Source organism: Microbispora bryophytorum, from assembly GCF_043197435.1.
Lineage (GTDB): Bacteria > Actinomycetota > Actinomycetes > Streptosporangiales > Streptosporangiaceae > Microbispora > Microbispora bryophytorum.
Genome location: NZ_JBICTF010000001.1, coordinates 553,508 through 568,831 on the forward strand (window position 1 = coordinate 553,508; position 15,324 = coordinate 568,831).

General features: G+C 72.2%; 14 protein-coding genes. 4 read left to right on the plus strand and 10 right to left on the minus strand.

From position 1 onward, the window contains the following. Nucleotides 1-2: 2 nt before the first annotated feature. A complete protein-coding gene (locus tag ACGFIB_RS02555) occupies nt 3-941 on the minus strand; it encodes an ATP-binding cassette domain-containing protein (protein WP_393367956.1) in 939 nt (312 codons plus the stop codon). A gap of 136 nt (nt 942-1,077) precedes the next feature. Here ACGFIB_RS02555 and ACGFIB_RS02560 point away from each other — a divergent pair, with 136 nt between their 5' ends. Then, nucleotides 1,078-2,784, plus strand: a complete 1,707-nt coding sequence (locus ACGFIB_RS02560) for a sensor histidine kinase (protein WP_393367958.1) — start codon at nt 1,078-1,080, stop codon at nt 2,782-2,784. 5 nt (nt 2,785-2,789) lie between these two features. Continuing rightward, on the plus strand, nt 2,790-3,500 hold the full coding sequence (locus tag ACGFIB_RS02565) for a response regulator (RefSeq protein WP_393368439.1): 711 nt from the start codon (nt 2,790-2,792) through the stop codon (nt 3,498-3,500). Between the two features lie 425 nt (nt 3,501-3,925). Here ACGFIB_RS02565 and ACGFIB_RS02570 read toward each other — a convergent pair whose 3' ends face one another. The 3 genes from ACGFIB_RS02570 to ACGFIB_RS02580 form a co-directional block, all read right to left on the minus strand. Next, nucleotides 3,926-4,549 carry a TetR/AcrR family transcriptional regulator gene (locus tag ACGFIB_RS02570; RefSeq protein WP_357239764.1) on the minus strand — a complete coding sequence of 208 codons (624 nt, stop codon included), beginning with the start codon at nt 4,547-4,549 and terminating at the stop codon, nt 3,926-3,928. Between the two features lie 7 nt (nt 4,550-4,556). After that, complete coding sequence (locus ACGFIB_RS02575; RefSeq protein ID WP_142568378.1) at nt 4,557-6,119, minus strand: MFS transporter; 1,563 nt, start codon at nt 6,117-6,119, stop codon at nt 4,557-4,559. A gap of 355 nt (nt 6,120-6,474) precedes the next feature. Continuing rightward, nucleotides 6,475-7,698 (minus strand): MFS transporter, encoded by a 1,224-nt coding sequence (locus ACGFIB_RS02580; RefSeq protein ID WP_357239760.1) that lies wholly within the window; start codon nt 7,696-7,698, stop codon nt 6,475-6,477. A 201-nt stretch (nt 7,699-7,899) separates the two neighbouring features. Between ACGFIB_RS02580 and panB the strand changes: the two genes are divergently transcribed. After that, a complete protein-coding gene (gene panB, locus ACGFIB_RS02585) occupies nt 7,900-8,745 on the plus strand; it encodes a 3-methyl-2-oxobutanoate hydroxymethyltransferase (protein WP_142568376.1) in 846 nt (281 codons plus the stop codon). Between the two features lie 66 nt (nt 8,746-8,811). Here panB and ACGFIB_RS02590 read toward each other — a convergent pair whose 3' ends face one another. Further along, a complete protein-coding gene (locus ACGFIB_RS02590; protein WP_357239757.1) occupies nt 8,812-9,990 on the minus strand; it encodes a trans-sulfuration enzyme family protein in 1,179 nt (392 codons plus the stop codon). Between the two features lie 157 nt (nt 9,991-10,147). Between ACGFIB_RS02590 and ACGFIB_RS02595 the strand changes: the two genes are divergently transcribed. Beyond that, entirely contained in the window at nt 10,148-10,828 is a 681-nt protein-coding gene (locus ACGFIB_RS02595; RefSeq protein WP_357257818.1) for an alpha/beta hydrolase, read from the plus strand. Nucleotides 10,829-10,898: 70 nt separating this feature from the next. Here the strand turns inward: ACGFIB_RS02595 and ACGFIB_RS02600 are convergent, their stop codons facing one another. The 5 genes from ACGFIB_RS02600 to ACGFIB_RS02620 all read right to left on the minus strand — a co-directional run bounded on the left by ACGFIB_RS02600 (nt 10,899) and on the right by ACGFIB_RS02620 (nt 15,269). Next, entirely contained in the window at nt 10,899-12,194 is a 1,296-nt protein-coding gene (locus tag ACGFIB_RS02600) for an esterase-like activity of phytase family protein (protein ID WP_357257816.1), read from the minus strand. Nucleotides 12,195-12,280: 86 nt separating this feature from the next. After that, on the minus strand, nt 12,281-12,952 hold the full coding sequence (npdG, locus tag ACGFIB_RS02605) for an NADPH-dependent F420 reductase (protein WP_393367963.1): 672 nt from the start codon (nt 12,950-12,952) through the stop codon (nt 12,281-12,283). A gap of 75 nt (nt 12,953-13,027) precedes the next feature. Then, entirely contained in the window at nt 13,028-13,810 is a 783-nt protein-coding gene (locus ACGFIB_RS02610; protein WP_393367965.1) for a hypothetical protein, read from the minus strand. Further along, nucleotides 13,807-14,571, minus strand: a complete 765-nt coding sequence (locus tag ACGFIB_RS02615; protein WP_393367967.1) for an ABC transporter permease — start codon at nt 14,569-14,571, stop codon at nt 13,807-13,809. Before ACGFIB_RS02615 ends, ACGFIB_RS02610 begins: the two co-directional genes overlap by 4 nt. Beyond that, nucleotides 14,568-15,269: an ABC transporter ATP-binding protein gene (locus ACGFIB_RS02620; protein ID WP_393367969.1), complete on the minus strand. Its 702-nt coding sequence runs from the start codon at nt 15,267-15,269 to the stop codon at nt 14,568-14,570. The genes ACGFIB_RS02615 and ACGFIB_RS02620 overlap by 4 nt, the downstream gene beginning before the upstream one ends. Between the last annotated feature and the right edge of the window lie 55 nt (nt 15,270-15,324).

Sequence of the window (15,324 nt, forward strand, 5' to 3'; positions counted from 1 at the left end):
CGTCATGAGGTCGCCGTCCCGTCTCGCGGGGTCGTGGCGCGGAACTCGACCGCGTCCCTGGTCAGCTCCATGTACGCCTCCTCCAGCGACGCCCGGTGCGCGGCCACCTCCGAGAACGGCACGTCGTTCGCACCGAGCAGGGCGACGATCCGCCCGGCCTCCAGCCCCGAGACGGTGAGCGTGTCGCGGTCCTGGACGGCCACCGTGGCGCCGGCACGGGCCAGGGCCTCCATCGCCTCCGTACGCGCGGTCGTGCGCAGCGTGACCCGCCCGTCGGAGGCGGCGGCGATCAGGTCGGCGACGCTCGTGTCCTCTACAACCCGCCCCCGGCCCGCCACCACGAGGTGGTCGGCCATGTCCTGCATCTCGCTCATCAGGTGGCTGGACACCAGCACCGCGCGTCCCTCGGCGGCCAGTGACCGCAGCAGGCCGCGGATCCACATGACGCCCTCCGGGTCGAGGCCGTTGACCGGCTCGTCCAGCAGGAGGACGGGCGGATCCCCGAGCAGCGCGGCGGCGATGCCGAGACGCTGCCGCATGCCGAGCGAGAACCCGCCCGCCCTGCGCCGCGCCACGGCCCCCAGCCCGACCTGCTCGATCACCTCGTCGACCCGTCGCGCGCCCAGCCCCTGGGAGTGGGCCAGCCACAGCAGGTGGTTGCGCGCCGTACGGGACGGCTGCAACGCGGCGGCGTCCAGCAGGGCGCCGACCTGGCACAGAGGAGCCCGCAGGCTCCGGTACGGCCGGCCGCCGATCAGCGCGGAGCCCTCGTCGGCCGCGTCGAGGCCGAGGATCACCCGCATCGTGGTGGACTTGCCCGCGCCGTTGGGCCCGACGAAACCGGTGACCCGGCCCGGGAGCACGGTGAAGGACATCCCGTCCAGCGCCACGGTGCGGCCGTAGCGCTTGCGCAGTCCGATTACTTCGATGGCCGCTCGCATGCCCGGCAGGTTAGGCGGCGGCGGGAACGCGCGGCGTCACGGTGGGGAGCGATCTTCGCCCTCCCCGACGTGAGGGACCTTCCATCCCTCCTGTGAGGGATGTCCGGAAAGGGAATGCCTGGGACAATCTCCTCCCGTGGAGCGCGCGGACGACCGGAGAGACAGACAGGGGTGGACGCTTCGCGCGCGGACACCTGCCTTCCGGGCCTCGTACGCGCCCGTCGCGCTGGGAGTGCTCGCCGCCCTGCTCGCGCTGGCCGAAGCGGTCGCGCACGCCCGCGGCGCGACCGCGCCGCCCTTGTTCGGGCACGGCGTGAGCACACCGGTGGGCATGGCATCGAGCGCTCCGGGCACCCCAATGGGCGGCATGGGCACGGGTACCGGCATGAGCACGGGCACAGGCACGGGCACCGCGCTCACGCCGCTCACCGGCCCAGGGGGCGATCACGCCGGAGCCTCGCTGCGTCTGGTCGCGTTCGGCCTGCTCGCCCTGGCCACCACGGTGCCGGTCGTGTTCCTGCGGACCCAGCCCGCCACCGCCGCCGTGGCCGTCGGCGTCGCGGGCCTGCTGTCGTTCACGGCCTTCCGGACGCTCACCATCGCAGGCGCGGCCATCGTGGTGGTCTGCCTCTACCGGCTCGGTCTCACCGGAGCGCGGTGGCTCGGCCCCTTACTCGCCGTGCCGTACGTCGTGGCGGCGCTGCTCGGCCTGCCCGGCTGGACCCCACCCCGAGGGGTGGAGATGCTCGTTCCCGCTGACGGCGAGACGCGCGTCCTCGTCCTGCTGCTTGCGTGCATCGCCCCGGCGGCGGCCCTGGCCGGAGTCGCCCGGCGGGCCAGAGGTGAGGCCGCGGACAACCTGGCCGCCCGGCAGGTCATCGCCGGCACCCTGCTGGAGCACACCGCGCGCGGCGAGCGGGCGCGCATCGCCCGGGAACTGCACGACGTGGTCGCCCACCACATCTCCATGGTCGCCGTACAGGCGGAGACGGCCCGTGTCGCCGTGCCGGGCATGCCGTCCGCCGGGGCTGAGCGGCTGCGGGCGATCGGCGACACCGCCCGTGCGGCGCTGACCGAGATGCGGCGCCTGCTCGGCGTGCTCCGCGAGGACGACAGGGAACGGACTGCGGATCTGCGCCCGCAGCCCGGCCTGCGGCCGGCCGAGCTGAACGCGCTGCTCGACGGGGCGCGCGATGCCGCGGGAACAGCCGTGCGCCTCGTTCTCAGCGGTTCCCCGGCCGTGCTCGATCCCGGCGTCGAGCTCGCCGCCTACCGCATCATCCAGGAGGCGCTCACCAACGCCCGGCGGCACGCGCCGGGCGCCGCCGTCGACGTGGAGCTGCACTACACCCGCGACGCTCTGCGGCTTCGCGTACGGGACAACGGCCCCGGCGTTCCGCCCTCCTCGGGCACGACGACCGGCACCTGCGGGTCCGACGGCATGGGCATTCCGGGCGGCGCCGTCGTGCCCGGCGGAGCCGGCCCATCCAGAGACGCGCGCGTGCACGACGGCATGACCGATCGCGCGTTCACCGATCATGAATCGGCCGAACACGGATTACCCGGCCACGGATTACCCGGCCACGGATTGGCCGGGATGCGGGAACGGGCCGCCGCCGTCGGCGGCGAACTCCGCGTCGGCTCCGCGGCCGGCGGCGGATTCATCGTGGAGGCGCGCCTCCCCCGCCTCCCTGGTGCCGAGGGTTCCCCGGCTTGCGGCGCCCCTGGCAGTCCTGCGCACCCTGACAGTCCTGCGCACCCTGACAGTCCTGCGTACCCTGATGGTCCTGCCTGCCATGCCGCCCCTGTCGCACCCGCCTCCCCTGAGGGAGGGCACCCGTGACCGGCGTGACGCCGATCCGCGTCGTGGTGGCCGACGACCATCTGGTCGTCCGCACCGGCTTCGCCGAACTGCTGGGCAGCCAGCAGGACTTCGTCGTCGTCGCGACCGCGTCAGACGGGGCGCAGGCGGTCCGGACATGCCGAGAGCTGCGCCCCGACGTCGTCGTCATGGACATCCGCATGCCGGTCATGGACGGCATCGAGGCCACCCGACGGCTTACCGGTTCCGGAACACGGGTCCTCATCCTGACGACCTTCGACCTGGACGAGTACGTCTACGACGCGCTGCGCGCCGGAGCCGGCGGCTTCCTACTCAAGGACGTCACCGCCGAGCGTCTCTTCGACGCGGTCCGCGTCGTGGCGGCGGGCGACGCGCTGCTGGCCCCCTCGATCACCCGCCGCCTCATCGCCGAGTTCGCCCGACTCCGGCCGACGCCCGAGCCCGCCGTCCCGGCCGCGCTCACCCCGCGTGAGACGCAGGTGCTACGGCTGGTGGCCGAGGGGCTGTCCAACGCCGAGATAGCCACCCGGTTGACCGTCACCGAGGAGACGGTCAAGACGCACGTGAGCCGGGTGCTGGGCAAGCTCGGCCTGCGCGACCGGACCCAGGCCGTCGTCATGGCGTACGAGACCGGACTGGTCGTTCCCCGCTCCACCGCCGCTCCGGGTCATGAGGGTCGCGGCACGCCGGGGCCAGGCTTCGCGGACCGCCCCTGACCTGCGACACCGGCCCACTGATGCGCTCGACGCGGGTCTGGAACAGGCAGGCCCGGAACGAGAAAGCCGTGACCGGTGCCGGCAGGCGTCCGGCACCGGTCACGGGGATATCGGAGAGGTCATGGGAGACGGCGTGGTCGGCGAACGGCCGCCCGCCCTCGCGTCCATTCCCGCCAGTGGTACCCGGCTCTCCCGAGGATGCTCGGCGCTCCGCGCCGTTCCGCGCGCAGCGCACGACGGCGACGGCGGCGACCAGCGCGGGGGCGTCGCCCGCGCGCGGCCTCGCCGCGGTCCGTACGGCTGTCGGCCGCACGGACCGGGTCACGGCCCGGAAGTGGAGGGCCGCATCGCGGCTCGGAGGTGGGGAGCCGGGTCACAGCTCGGGGGCGGAGGGACAGGTCACGGCTCGGAGGTGAAGGGACGGGTCACGGCTCGGAGGGGCGGGGGCGGAAGCCCTTGAGCGCCTCGTCGACGATCCGCTCGGGAAGGTCGGCCTGGGAGTCGCCGGCGTGGGACCACTTCGTGAGCCAGATCATCGCCCCGCTGAGGAGCGCCAGCGCCATGTCGATGTCGAGGTCCGCGCGCAGTTCCCCGGTCTCCATGCCGCGCCGCAGAACCGCCGACACCACCGCCCTGCGCGGCTCCACGGCCAGCTCGCGGAACCGCTCCGCCAGCCGGGGATGCCGCTCCGAGTCGCTCATGGCGATGTTCATGATGCAGCGGGTGCGGTGATGGCGGGACTCCTCCTGGATCACTCGGAGGTAGGTCACCAGGTCGTCTCGCACGGTCGCGCCCTGCGGCAGCGGGATCGGCGGCTTGAGCGTCGCCAGCGCGTCCACCACCAGGTCTTCCTTGTTGGACCACCTGCGGTAGATCGTGGTCTTCCCGACACCGGCGCGGCTGGCGATCGACTCGATGGACAGCTCCGACACGCCGATGCCCTCGCCGAGCAGTTCGAGAGTGGCCTCGATGATCGACCGTTCCGCCTTCTCGCTGCGCGGGCGGCCCGCCGGGCGGGCCACCCCCTCAGCCGTCTGCTGCGTCTTCATGACGAGTTCACACTACCGCCGCTTCCTTGTCGGTTTCAGCCTTGGTGATCGCGGCGTCCGGCGAAGCCTTGCCCGGCATCCAGCGGGCCACCACGAGAGTGCCGACGAGGGCGACGAAGGCCGATCCGAGGGCCGCCAGGTGGATGCCCGAGACGAACGCGGCGTTCGCGGCGTCGAGCAGGCTCGCGCCCTGCGCGCCCAGGTTGCCGGCGACGCCGGCCGCGCCCGAGATGGACTCGGTCACGACGTGGCGGAGCTGCTCCGGCAGTGCGGCGACCTTGCCCTCCATGTCGCTGCGGTAGCTGGCGGACAGGATCGCGCCCAGGATGGCGATGCCCAGCGTGCCGCCGACCTGCCGGACGACGTTGCTCATCGAGGAGCCCACGCCGGCCTTCTCACGCGGCAGCGCGTTCATGATGGCCGTGGTCGCCGGGGGCATGATGTTGGCCATCGCGGCGCCCTGGACGAAGCCGAGAGCCAGCAGGATCCAGATCGGGGTGTCCACCTGCACGAAGGCGTAGCACGCCAGGGCCAGCGTGATGACCAGCATGGCCACCGTGCCGACGGCGCGGGCGCCGTACTTCTGCACCATGCGCGCGCTCTGCGGCGCGAAGATCAGCTGAGCGGCCGCGAACGGCAGCACGAGCGCCCCCGACTGCAGCGGCGAGTAGTTCCGGACGATCTGCCAGTAGAAGGCCAGGAAGAACATCACGCCCATGGCCGCGAAGAACACCAGGCCGACGGTGGCGATCGCGGTGGAGAAGCCGGCGTTGCGGAAGTTGCGCACGTCGAACGCGGGGTGGGCGATCCGGCTTTCGTACCAGACGAACGCGGCGAGGATCGCGAGGCCCAGCAGCGTCGGCACGAGGACCGAGGCGTCGGCGACGGTGCCGAGGTCGCTGATCCGGACGATGCCGTAGACGAGGCTGATCAGGCCGAGGATGGACAGCAGCACGCCGACCGGGTCGAGACCGGACTTGTTCGGGTCCTTGGAGTCGGGCACGATCCCGGCGATCAGCGCGAGGCCGATGATCACGATGGGCACGTTGACGAGGAAGACCGAGCCCCACCAGAAGTGCTCCAGCAGCAGGCCCCCCGTGATCGGGCCGATCGCCACGGCGATGCCGACGCCGCCGGCCCAGATGCCGATCGCCTTGCCCCGCTCGTGGATCGGGAAGACGTTCGAGATGATCGCCAGCGTGGCCGGCATGATGGCGGCGCCGCCGAGGCCCATCAGGGCCCTCGCCGCGATGAGCTGCATCGGGTCCTGTGCGTACGCGCTGGCCAGGGAGGCCAGGCCGAACAGGACCATGCCGACCATGAGCATCCGCTTACGCCCGTAGCGGTCGCCCAGCACCCCGAAGGTGAACAGCAGGCCGGCGAACACCAGGGTGTAGGAGTTCATCGCCCATTCGAGCTCGCTCTGGGTCGCGCCCAAACCGTGGACGGGATCGGCGATCGTCTTGATCGCCACGTTGAGGATGGTGTTGTCGAGGACGACGGCCAGCAGGCTGAACACCATCACGCCGAGGACCTGCCATCGGCGTGGGTGGCCTGTGTGAGCTTCCACGGATTTCCCCCATGATTTCGATACGACTGAGTTTCGCAACGCAAGCGTAGCGTTGGTCATTTCGATACGCAACGGCACCGTTTCATAATCATCTTCGGTGCCGCCGTATGTGCTGGTCAGTGGGCAATATGACGCTCGGCCGAAGCGCGGGGCCCGCGCTCTGCTCGTCCCGATTCCCGCGCCTTCCGGCGGCGTACGGGGGCATCGCGGCGCCTCGCACGGCCACCCGGAGCGGGCGGCGGACACCCCCTCGCACGACGGCCCCCGGGGGACAGTCGCGCGCCCCTTGTACATCCACGCGGGGGCCGGTTCTATTCCCGCTCCGGGACGGGATTCAATCCCGTGTGACCCGGTTTCAGTCCGCGGCGGTTGCGGACAGGGCCGCCGTGCTCGATCCGGCCGGGGTGAGGACGGCCCCCGGAGCATCCGGCCTGACCAGGGCGACGAGCAGAGCCAGCGCGACGCCGACCGCTCCGGACACGGCGAAGGCCCAGGCGGGGCCGTGGGCGTCCAGGAGCCCGCCGGCGAGGGGCCCGGCCAGAGCCCCTCCGATCGTCAGCGACGTGCCGTGCAGGCCCATCGCCTCACCCCGCGCCGCCGCCGGGACGCGCCGGTTGACGGCGTCCACGGTGGACGACAGCGCCGGGGCGCACAGCAGCCCGGCCGGCACCAGCGCCAGGCACAGCCAGCCCCAGCCCCCGCCGACCAGGCCCACGGGCGCGGTCAGCACCGCCAGGCCGCCCGCGAGCGCCACGGGCGGCAGCCCCCGCGGGAGCGCCCCGTACACGAAGCCGCCGACGAGCGAGAACGCGCACCACAGCGCGAGGACCAGCCCGGTCCAGAGGGTCGCGCCGTCGGCCTTGAGCATCGCCACGACGCTCAACTCGGTCGTGGTGAGCACGAAGGTGAGCCCGGACACCAGGAAGAGCAGGGCCAGCAGGCCCGGCCGCAGCCACTGCCGCCGGGGAACGGCCCCCTCGTGCCCCGCGTCCTCCTCGGCCGACCGTGTGGGCGGGTTGAGCAGGTACAGCGCCACTCCCGAGCCGGCCAGACCGGCGGCCACGCCGTACATCGTCGCGGTGCTGCCGAACGCCGTCACGCTCGCGACGGCGAGGGCCGGGCCGACCATGTACGACAACTCCACGCCCATCGAGTCGAGGGCGAAGCCGGTCTGGTGGTTCTCCGCCGGCACCATCGCGGCCACGCACTGCCGGATGGTCCCGAACACCGGCTGGCTGAACAGCCCGCCGATCAGTGCGCCCGGCAGCAGCACGGCGTACGGCATCGCCGGCGCCGCGCACCACAGGCACAGTTGCACGATGGTCGTCACGGCCATCACCGGCCGCAGCCCGCGCCGGTCGACGAGCCGGCCGACGAGAGGCGAGCCGATCGCGGCGCCCGCCATGGAGGCGGTGCCGACCAGGCCTGCCTGGAAGAAGCCCAGCTTCTGGTCGTTCACCACGTGCAGGGTCAGCGTCATGCCGGTGCCGGTGAGGGGAATTCTCGCGATCATGCCGACCAGCAGCAACGCCCGCACGCCCGGCAGGGCGAGCACCCGCCGGTAACGATCAAAAGCCATTGTGGTTCCTTACCTCCGCACGGCATTGTGCCGGGTGCCTCCGACATTCGCGCGCCCGGGTCGCCTCGTTCGTCCCTTTAGTCCCACTGGTCGAAGCCCAGGATTACGGCGCCCGTATGGGGGTGTTCCAGCCCATGTCCGCATGCGATGATCTGACTGTCCGGGGACGCCACAGGGGCGCCACGAGGCCAGGAGGTAGCCATGTCCTCTGTTTCCGTTGTGTCCACGCCCGCCCTCTACGGCGGGGCCGCGGGACGCAGGGTCACCGTCCGCGACATCGCGGCGGCCAAGGAGCGCCACGAGAAGTGGCCGATGGTGACGGCGTACGACGCGATGACCGCGAGAGTGTTCGACGAGGCGGGCATCCCGGTGATGCTCGTGGGCGACTCGGCCGCCATGGTCGTCTACGGCTACGACTCGACGCTGCCCGTCACGGTCGACGACCTCATCCCGCTCACCGCCGCGGTCGTACGCGGCTCGTCGCGGGCGATGGTCGTGGCCGACCTGCCGTTCGGTTCCTACCAGGCCTCACCGCAGCAGGCCCTGGAGACCGCCGCCCGCTTCATGAAGGAGGCCGGCGCGCACGCCGTCAAGCTGGAGGGCGGCCACCGGGTCCTCCCGCAGGTGGAGATGCTCGTGTCGGCCGGCATCCCGGTCATGGCCCACCTCGGGCTGACCCCCCAGTCGGTCAACGCGTTCGGCGGCTATCGGGTGCAGGGCCGCGGCCAGGCGGGTGACGAGCTCATGGCCGACGCCAAGGCGCTGGAGCACGCGGGCGCCTTCGCCGTCGTGCTGGAGTGCGTCCCCGCCGACCTCGCCCAGCGGGTCACCACGTCGCTGAGCATCCCCACGATCGGCATCGGAGCAGGTCCGCACACCGACGCGCAGGTGCTCGTCTGGCAGGACCTGATGGGCCTGACCCCGCAGCCCGCGAAGTTCGTGAAGAAGTACTTCGACCTGGCCGGGGAGATGGACCGGGCGATCCGCGCGTACGCCGACGAGGTCGTCTCCGGCGTCTTCCCCAGGCCCGAGCACAGCTACCGCTGACGCCCGGCGGGCGGCCGCGGCGTCACGCGGCGGCCGCCCCTGACCGGCGTCCCCTACGGGGGTGCCTCAGATCGCGTCGAGCGCCTGGGCGAAGTCGGCCCACAGGTCCTCGGCGTGCTCGATGCCCACGGCCACCCGGACCGTCCCCTCGCCGATGCCCGCCGCGGCCAGGCCCTCGGCGCTCACCGAACGGTGCGACGTGGTGGCCGGGTGGAGGATCAGCGTCTCCACGCCGCCGAGCGAGGGCGCGAGCAGCGCGAGCCGCACGTTGCGCATGAACGCCTCGCCGGCGGGACGCCCTGCGGCGAGGTCGAAGGAGAACACGCCGCCGAAGTCGGGCAGGAGCTTCGCCGCGAGCTCGTGCGACGGGTGGGACGGCAGGCCCGGCCAGTGGACCGCGGCCACGGCCGGATGGCCGGCGAGCCGCGTCGCGAGCACGCGGGCGTTGGCGCAGTGGCGCTCCATCCGCAGCGGCAGCGTCTGCATCCCCCGCAGGGTCAGCCACGCGGCGAACGGGTCGGCCGTCGCGCCGAGCTCCACCGAATAGGACCACACCCTGCGATACACGTCATCGGAGGCGAACACGGCGATCCCGCCGACGACGTCGGTGTGCCCGGACAGGTACTTGGTGACGGAGTGCACCACGATGTCCGCGCCGTGCTCGATGGGACGGCACAGGATCGGCGAGGCGAAGGTGTTGTCGACCACGGTGAGGATCCCGGCCTCGCGCGCCGCCGCGCACATCCCCGGCAGGTCGGCGACCTGCGTCATCGGGTTGGCGATGGTCTCCAGATACAGCAGCTTCGTCGTGGGCCGCACGGCGGCGCGTACGGCCGCGGGGTCGTCCTCCGGCACGCGGGTGACCTCGACGCCGAAACGTTCCGCCAGGTCGGCCAGCGTCTGCGCGGTGGCGCCGTAGAGCGCCGACTGGGCGATCACGTGGTCGCCCGACTTCAGCAGGCCGAGCAGCACGGCGTTGATCGCGCCCATGCCGGAGCCGGTGGCGACGGCGGCCACGCCGCCCTCCAGGCCGGCGACCGCCTCCTCCAGCGCGCGCACGGTGGGGTTGGAGAGCCGGCCATAGACGTACGCCCCGTCGGGCCGCCCCATGCCGTCGGCGAAGACCGCCGGGTCGTCGAAGACGAATCCCGACGTCTGATAGATCGGCATGGAGATCGGCGTGCTGGTCTCCGGCGTGGGCCGGGGCAGGTGGACGACGCGCGTTTCCGGATGCAGGGAGCTCATGCCGTCCAGAATGAACCAAAAAGGCCGCTCTTGTCAGATTGGCGCCTCGCGACCGGTTACGCAGCGACCGGTTACGCGCCGACCGGTTACGCGCCGAGCGGTTACGCGCCGAGCGGAGAACGGTCCCGGCCCCGCCGTCGATGGCGAGGATGAGGGAGTGGATGTCAGCTTCCTGCTCGTGCACAGCCCCTCCGTCGGCCCCTCGACCTGGACCCCGGTCGCCGAGATCCTGCGGGCGCGCGGGCACACCGCCGTGATTCCCCCGCTGACCGACGTGACGACCGGTCCGCCGCCCTACTGGCCGAGGGTGGTGAGCGAGGTGGTGGCGAGCGCGCCGCGCGGGCCGCTGGCCGTCGTGGCGCACAGCAACGCCGGGCTGTTCGTGCCGCTGATCGCGCAGGCCCTCGCCGGGCAGGTCGCCGCGTGCCTGTTCGTCGACGCCGCCCTGCCGCCGCGCAGGGGCGCGTGCCAGGCGGCGGAGCCGGAGCACCTCGCCTTCCTGCGCGGGCTCGCCGACGACGCGGGCGTCCTGCCCCGCTGGACCGACTGGTGGCCCGAGGACGACGTCGCCGCCCTCCTGCCCGACCCGGTGGTCCGCCAGGTGGTCGTGGCCGAGCAGGCGCGGCTGCCCCTCGCGTACTACCTGGAGGAAATCCCGGTGCCCGCCCGATGGGACCACCTCAGGAGCGGCTATCTGTGGTTCGCGGACGCGTACGCCACCCTCGCCCACGAGGCCGGGGAGCGCGGCTGGCCGGTCGCCCGCGTCCCCGGCGAGCACCTGCACCAGCTCGTCGCCCCCGAGGCGGTGGCCGACTGGCTGCTCGCGAGCGCCGCGTAGCCGCGCCCGCGAGCGGGTGCCCGCAGTAGGCGCGGTCAGCGGGCGCAGTCGGTGCACTCAGTGGGCGCGCTCAGCGGGCGTCGAGCGCGCGAGCGAGCCGGACGACGACGAGGCGGTTGGGCACGCCGCTGTCCACCAGCCTGCCGTCGGGGCCGAAGTCACCGAGGCCGAAATCGTTGTCGTTGGCCAGCGCGATCGTGTGCGGGTCGAGCACCGCCAGCCCCTCGATCTTGCCGGGCAGCGACGGCACCAGCGCGTTCGGCTCCAGCACGAGCGACTTGGCGGGCAGCCTGAGGCCGGACGCGCCGGTCAGCTCCTCCAGTGACGGGCTGGTCTTCGGGTCGTCGTACGGCCCGCCGAGCAGGTTCGTCGCCTTCTTCAGGTCGATGGAGTACACCCGCGCGACGTTGTCGGTGCGCTCGTCCACGAGCAGGCGATCCCGGCCGGCGTACGCGAGGCCGGAGATCTTCATCTCGCTCTGGTCGCCGTTCACCTTCGGGTCGAAGGTCGTGACGTCCTCGAACTGGTACGGATACTCCCCCGTCACCTTCCGGCTGCGCAGGTCGAAGGTAAGGATGCGCCCGAACCGCGACTTCTTCGCGGCCTGTTTGCCGGGGTTGGCCAGCGGGCTCTGCACGGCCAGGTACAGCGTGCGCTGGTCGGACGAGATCGCGAGGCCCTCGAACCCGCGGTTCTGCTGACGGCTCGCCAGGATCGCGGGCAGCGTCTCCTTCACCGGGTAGTCCGCGCCCGTCAGCCCGAGCCCCGCGGGGACGTGCCGCTCCAGCACCCGGCCGTCCGGTGACACCCGCACCAACGACGGGCCGTACTCGTCGACCAGCCAGAAGTCGCCGTCGCGGGTGCGCACGAGATCCTCGACGTCCAGCCCGCTCGGGTTGTACGGCAGAATCGTGCGGCCGTCCCAGGTGTAGGGCGTCTCGTCGTGCCCTGCCTGGTTCGACAGACCGGTCACGGACCGGCCGGAGGCGCCGACGATCGGAATGTACTGCTTGATCTTCGCCGTGCCGCGCGTGAGGGCGACCCGGACGATCGCCGGGGCGAACTCGGGCACCGGGAAGGTCCGGCGCTTCTCCCCGTCCACGGTCGGCTGGCCGTTCGGGCCGCGGTCGGTGACGAGCCAGAACTCCCCTGCCGGGCCGGCCGGGAACAGGCCGCTGCCGACGCCGCCGAGCCGCACGCCGCGGTCGTCCGCGATGGTCGGCTGCACCTGCTTCAGCGCGGGGGCGGGGAGCGTGACGTCGGCGACGACGACGGGGCCCTTGGCCGGGCCGGCGGCGGCCGTACCGGTGGTGGTGAGGGTGAGCGCGGCGGCGATCGCCAAACCGGCGGAGACGTGACGTAGCACTGGATACCTTTCAGACAGCGACGACAGCGCCCGAAGGTAGTGAACGACCACGTCTCCGACGTGACGATCAGATGAAGCGCGGGTGGCTAGACGTCGGTCACCCGGATACCGGCGTGGGCCTTGTATCGGCGGTTGACCGAGATCAGGTTCGCCGTGAACGCCTCGACCTGGTGGGCGTTGCGCAGCCGGCCCGCATAGACGCCGCGTGCGCCGGGGATGCGGCCGGCGAGCGCGCGTACGACGTCGGTGGCCTCGCGGTCGTCGCCGAGCACGAGCACGTCGAGGTCGATCTCGGCCACCGACGGGTCGAGCAGCAGCACCGCCGACACGTGGTGGAAGGCCGCGACCACCCGGCTGCCGGTCAGCACCGCCGCCGCCTGTTGCGCCGCGCTGCCCTCCTCCACCGGCAGCGCGTACGCCCCCTGCTTGTCGAAGCCGAGCGGGTTGACGCAGTCCACCACGATCTTGCCGGCGAGCGGCTCGCGCAGGGACTCCAGCAGGGCCTTGTGCCCCTCCCAGGGCACCGCGACGATCACGACGTCCGCCTCACCCGCCACCTCGGCGTTCGCGGCCCCGCGTACGCCCATCTCACGCGCCGCCTCCTGGGCGCGCTCGGCGCTGCGCGAGCCGATCAGCACGGTGTGCCCGGCCAGCGAGAACCGGCGGGCCAGTCCCTTGCCCTGGTCTCCGGTCCCGCCCAGGATGCCGATGGTCAGCGCGGAGACGTCGGGCAGGTCTACGGAGGTGTGCTCAGCCATGCGTCAGATCATGCCAGCAGGCCGCCGCCATGAGCCCTCGGGGGCGTCCCCGCCACGATGTCCGCCGATCGGGTGTCACACGTCCCATCGGCGGTATCCGAGCACGCCGGCGGCGATCAGGACGGCAGTCCAGGCCACGAGCAGCAGGGCACCCTGCGCCGGCGTCACCGCGCCTGCGTCGCCGGCCGACGGAAACCGCGCCGACGGAAACCACATGGCGAATCCGGCGCTGTCCGGGAGGTACTTCGCCGCAGGGACATGGTCGCGCAGGAGCGGTCCGGCGACGAAGAGATACCCCAGCAGGACGACGACCGCCGCAAGAGTCCGGCGCACGAGCGCACCGACGGCGGCGCCGATCAACGTCGTGAGCGCGAGATACGCGGTCACACCGCTCAGTGCCCCCGCGACGTGACCTGAGGTCACCGGCGCGGCGGTGCCGCCGAGCACACCGGCCGTGAGCACGACTCCGGACACAGCCGTGCTCGCCGCCGCGGGAAACACGACGATCGCCAACGCGAGGTGCTTGGCGGTGAGCTGAAGGGCGCGGCGGGGCATCGCGGTCAGTGTGGTGCGGATCTGCCCGCCGGTGTACTCGGAGCAGGCGGCCAGGACGCCGAGGATGACGAAACCGGCCTGCGCGTAGCCGATCGACGCCAGTCCGATGTCGACGGCGCTCTTGGTGCCGGTGGAACCCTGAAGGCCGGCGGTCGCGAACGCGGTCGCGAGGATCAGATTCACCACCAGAGTGCCTCCGAGCGTCAGCCAGGTCGCCGGTAGAGACACGAGTTTCGACAGCTCCGCCGCGAGCGCCTGCGCTCCTTCCCGGCCACGGGTGCGAGTCGCCGGGGGGACCCTCATGCGTCCCTCCGCGTGAACGAGATCGCGGCGACCACGAGCAGCACCGCCACCCAGGCGGTCATCACCAGTCCTCCCGTGAGCGGGCTGATCTCGGCGGTGCTGCCGGGGAGCTTCCGGATGAACATACGGACTCCGGCCATGTCGGGCAGATAGTTCGCCAGCGGTGTGATCTTGGTCAGCAGGTAGGTGACGGAGACGACCGACGTGTTCGCGATGAGCACCGCGAGCGGAACGACCCCGTGGCGGGTGAGCACGGTGATCCCGGAGGCGAGGAGCGCGGTGCACACCCAGTAGCAGACGACACCGGCCAGCCGCGGAACGTCGTCCGCTCCCATTGCCGGGGTGTGCTCACCGAGCACCACGTGGATGACGCCCATGGTGGTCCCCGACGCGATGATCGCGAGTACCGCGCCGGTGATCGCCACCGCGGCGACCTTCGCGAGCAGGAACCGGAGCCGGGAGGGAACGGCGGTCAGGCTGGTGGTGAGCTGACGCCCGCCTCCGGACTCCGCGCTCTCGGTGAAGTGCTCGCTGCTGATGGCGACGACCCCGAGGATGATCGCGCCGACCACGCCGAATGCCAGTTCCTGATATCCGGTGTCGGCCCCCGCGACGGTCGCGGCGCCGCGGGCGATCGCGCCGCGGGTCGACGACGCGGTGATCACGGCGACGACGCCCGGCACGAGCACCCCGGCCGCCGCCGCGATCCACACCGCCGGCAACGAGGCGAGCTTCGAGGCCTCCGCGGCGAGCGCCCTCATGGGGCACCCGTGGTGAGGGCGAAGAACGCGTCCTCAAGGGTGCGGTGGGGGCCGGTGACCTCGTCGAGGGTGCCGTCCGCCACGACCGTGCCCTCGTTGACGACCACGACGTCGTCCACTGTGGCCGCGAGCTCCCCCATCAGGTGGCTGGACAGCAGCACGGTCCGGCCGGACGCGGCGCGTTCGCGCAGGAGGCTCCTGATCCACCGGATGCCGTCCGGGTCGAGCCCGTTCACCGGCTCGTCCAGGACCAGAATCTCCGGGTCGCCGAGCAGCGCCGCCGCCAGCCCGAGGCGACGCCCCATGCCCAGGGAGTAGCCGCCGACCCGCTTCGACGCGGCGTTCGTCAGGCCCACGATCTCGAGCACCTCGTCGACGCGCGCACGCGGCAGTCCCGCGGAGCGGGCCACCCACCGCAGGTGCGCCCGGCCCGTCCGCGCCCGATGCGCGCCGGAGCCGTCCAGCACGGCCCCGACCGTGGCGAGCGGATTGCGAAGCTTCACGAACGGGACGGAACCGATGAGCGCCGTGCCGGAGGTGGCCCGATCCAGGCCCAGCAGAACGCGCAGTGTGGAGCTTTTGCCCGCGCCGTTCGGGCCGAGGAGCCCGGTCACCCTCCCGGGGCGGGCCTGGAAGCTGATGCCGCTCAGAATCGTTCTGGAACCCCGCCGCTTGACGAGGTCGTCGATCGTAATCACCTCCACATCTGAACGCGGAGCATCACCTCCGGTCATCGGACCGGCGACCGGACTC